This is a genomic window from Synechococcus sp. R55.7 (assembly GCF_047461955.1).
Taxonomy (GTDB): Bacteria; Cyanobacteriota; Cyanobacteriia; order Thermostichales; family Thermostichaceae; genus Thermostichus.
The window spans coordinates 1-3,195 of sequence record NZ_JANSIC010000264.1; the positions used below are offsets into that span (position 1 = coordinate 1).

Genomic DNA, 3,195 nt, shown 5'->3' on the forward strand with positions numbered 1-3,195 from the left:
AGGAGCAGCAGGAGGTTCTAAAAGAACAGCGGGATCCCCCACCTTGCTCTGTCAGACAGCAGACAGCGGCAAGACATCTCCGGGTAGTCGGATCCAAGTCTAGGGGCTGAGAACGGCTTGCAAAGACCGCACATCGCAGTAGTACACCTGATGGCGGTGGGCATACCCCTTCAGCTCCACAGCCTGATGGGAGAAGCAGGCGGCTGCCTGCCCCAGCTGTTTGGCCAAGCAGGTATAGGTGTCCTGGCTGACCGCCAAGTCGGCGTTGAGGGTGCGGGTAGCGCTCTCGATGCGAAAGGCCAAATTCACCGTATCTCCCAGAGCCGTATATTCTTGGCGGGTGTTGTTGCCCACCTGGCGCACGATTGCCGAGCCTGTGTTGACCCCTGCCCCCAGACGAATGGGAGAAGGCAGCGGAAACTCACCGTTCAGCTGCTCGGTCATTTGAAACAGCTTCGCTATGGCCTGCAAAACCGACTTCACATCGAGGTGAATTCCCGGCACTTCCGTGCCCAGAGAAGCAGTGTTGGCTTGGGGCACATGGAACCAAACGGCCATAATCGCATCGCCAATGTATTTATCGACAGTGCCCCCGTACTGCTGAATGATATCCCCACCCCGCCGGAACCAATCGCCCATCACCTGGGAAAGCAGGCGCTCGTCCAGTTGTTGAGTCAGTTGTCCGTAACCTCGCACATCCACCACCGCCACCGAGATCAGCCAGCGGGTTTGTAAAACCAGGGTGTCCGAAGGTTTGGCCGCGGGGCTGGGTTCTGAGCTGGCCAGGGATCCGCTGTGGAACTCCAGCTGGGATTGTCCAAGGGTGAGGTGATCCCCATCCTGCAGCAGGGTGGGAATGCTGACGCGGCGATTGTTGACAAACGAGCCGTTGCGGCTGCCCAGATCGATGAGATAGATGCTGTTGTTGTCGAGGTATTGCAGCAGGGCATGTTGGCGCGAAACGCTGGGATCGCTCAAGACGATGGCGTTGTCTTCATCGCGGCCTAGGGTCCAAGCGGTCGCTCCCGAGAGAACGTGTTTCCTCTGGCTGCCATCCGGCTCTTTTAAGATCACGTAGGGCGCGGCAGTGGCGGCAGATTCGCCTGTGACGCTCATGATGAGATGAATTCTAGACGCGACCACACTTCAATAAATACGATACCCCGCTTGCCTTCGGTTGATGGGGGGTATCCGGGCTCGATTTCTGAGCCGCCTCTGCTGGGAGATGGAGGTCTGAGGATGGGCTTGGCGGGGGGCCAACCCGACCGATATCATTTTGTGTAGATACGTTAAGGCGTATGCTGGATCCCTCCCATCCCATTCCCGCTGAGCAACAGCCGCTCCGGCAATATGCAGAGCTGAGGGAAGCCTTTCCTTTTTCCTGGCCTGCTTTGGGGTGGATCCCTTACTTAAAACGAATCTTTGGGGTTTGGGGAGCTGTTGTGCTGGCGGTTTCCCCGCTGGTTTGGAGCAGCTTTGCCGGAGATTGGGGCCACTTTGTCTCTGGGTCGGTGCTGGGGGCCAATGTCTTGCTCGGCCTGGTGTTGCTCCATCTCTACTTGGGATGGGCTTATGTGCGGCGGCGCTTGGTACAAGCCCAGATTCCCTATGAAGAAAGTGGCTGGTACGATGGGGCGATGTATGCCAAGTCAGAAGAGGAGCTGGCTCAGCATCGGCTGATTGTCAGGTATCAGATTGATCCTGTGTTGCAGCGCCTGCGACGGAGCTTGTGGGGCGTAGTGGGCTTGAGTGGGTTGGTGGCCCTGCTGTGGCCTCTGGGGTAGGCAGTTGGTTGGCTGTTTTTAGGATCCCGGACAGTGCACATCACTTCTGATCTGGCTCAAACCTTGCGACCCACCGCTGTGGCCATCGGGAACTTCGATGGCTTGCATCTGGGCCATCAGAAGGTGCTGCAGCCGATTCGAGATTCTCTTCAGGGGGTACGTACTGTCCTCACCTTTCATCCCCATCCCCAGGAAGTCTTGACGAGGCGGCCTCAGCTGTTGCTCACTCCCCCTGCCGAAAAGCTGGATCTGTTGGCGCAAATGGGCTTTGAGCAGGTGGTACTGCTCCCCTTCACCCCTGCATTTGCCTGCCAGCCCCCCCAAGAGTTTATCCGAACGGTACTTGAACAGGGCCTGCGCGTTCGCCATCTCAGCGTCGGTTGGGATTTTTGCTTTGGTCACCGTCGCTCCGGCAACGCCCAAACGCTCCAGGCTTGGGGATCCGAGCGCTGCATTCCGGTGGAGGTGATCCCGGAGGCGAAACTGAACGGGGAACGGGTGAGCAGCTCTCGCATTCGAGCTGCCTTGGCGACTGGGGAGGTGTCCACCGCCGAAGCGCTCTTGGGTCGTCCTTACCGGCTAACGGGAGAGGTGGTGCAAGGGGATCAGCGGGGCCGACAACTGGGCTTTCCCACCGCCAACCTCCGCTTGCCTCCGGAGAAGTTTTTGCCCCGCGATGGGGTGTACAGCGTTTGGGTGGATGTGCCTGCTGCTGCGGCAGCTCTACCTGGGGTGATGAACATTGGCCATCGGCCCACGTTTGCCGGTTTACAGCACACCGTCGAGGTGCATCTATTGGATTGGACAGGAGATCTCTACGGGCAAGAGGTGCGGGTGGCGCTACGGGGCTTTATCCGCCCAGAGCGGAGATTTCCCACGGTGGCAGATTTGATTCAGCAAATTCAGCAAGATTGCCAAACAGCCCGCCAGCAATTGGGTTTGGCTGAGCAAGTGGGTATGGTGTAGGGGGATCTATGCCGAAGAGAGCTCGCAAGCGCCAAGGCTCACCCAGGCGCTGGTGCCATCTCGCCAGTATTCTTTTTTCCAGATGGGGGCGTTGTGCTTGAGGGTGTCGATGGCAAATTGGCAGGCAGCAAACCCTTCGGCCCGATGAGGGGTGCCCACCGCCACCAAGACGCTGATCTCGCCAATGCGCAGCTTGCCGATGCGGTGGTGGATGACCACACTGTTGGCATCTGGCCAGCGCTGCTGAATTTGTCGGGCAATATCGGCGAAGACCTTCAGAGCCATGGGCTCGTAGGCTTGGTATTCCAGGTAATCGACAGGGCGGCCATTGGTGTTGTCTCGAACAGTGCCGCTCATCACCACCACAGCTCCATTGCCCGGATGGGAGGCCTCTTGGTGGACACGGTCGATGGATAGGGGAGCCAGGGTAATCTGGAAGGAAGTC

4 protein-coding genes are annotated in these 3,195 nt (G+C 58.6%); 2 read left to right on the top strand and 2 right to left on the bottom strand.

Features of this window, described 5'->3' with window-relative positions; genetic code table 11:
- Window positions 1-99: 99 nt before the first annotated feature.
- Entirely contained in the window at window positions 100-1,116 is a 1,017-nt protein-coding gene (locus NW820_RS11405) for an FHA domain-containing protein (RefSeq protein ID WP_414407537.1), read from the bottom strand.
- Between the two features lie 182 nt (window positions 1,117-1,298).
- Here NW820_RS11405 and NW820_RS11410 point away from each other — a divergent pair, with 182 nt between their 5' ends.
- Together NW820_RS11410 and NW820_RS11415 are read left to right on the top strand one after the other, a co-directional pair.
- A complete protein-coding gene (locus NW820_RS11410; protein WP_011433781.1) occupies window positions 1,299-1,784 on the top strand; it encodes a CGLD27 family protein in 486 nt (161 codons plus the stop codon).
- A gap of 33 nt (window positions 1,785-1,817) precedes the next feature.
- Window positions 1,818-2,750 (top strand): bifunctional riboflavin kinase/FAD synthetase, encoded by a 933-nt coding sequence (locus NW820_RS11415; protein WP_414407538.1) that lies wholly within the window; start codon window positions 1,818-1,820, stop codon window positions 2,748-2,750.
- A 6-nt stretch (window positions 2,751-2,756) separates the two neighbouring features.
- On the opposite strand, the gene NW820_RS11420 is transcribed toward NW820_RS11415, so the two are convergent.
- A partial coding sequence (locus NW820_RS11420) for a molybdenum cofactor biosynthesis protein MoaE (RefSeq protein WP_414407539.1) occupies window positions 2,757-3,195 on the bottom strand: 439 nt, incomplete at its 5' end.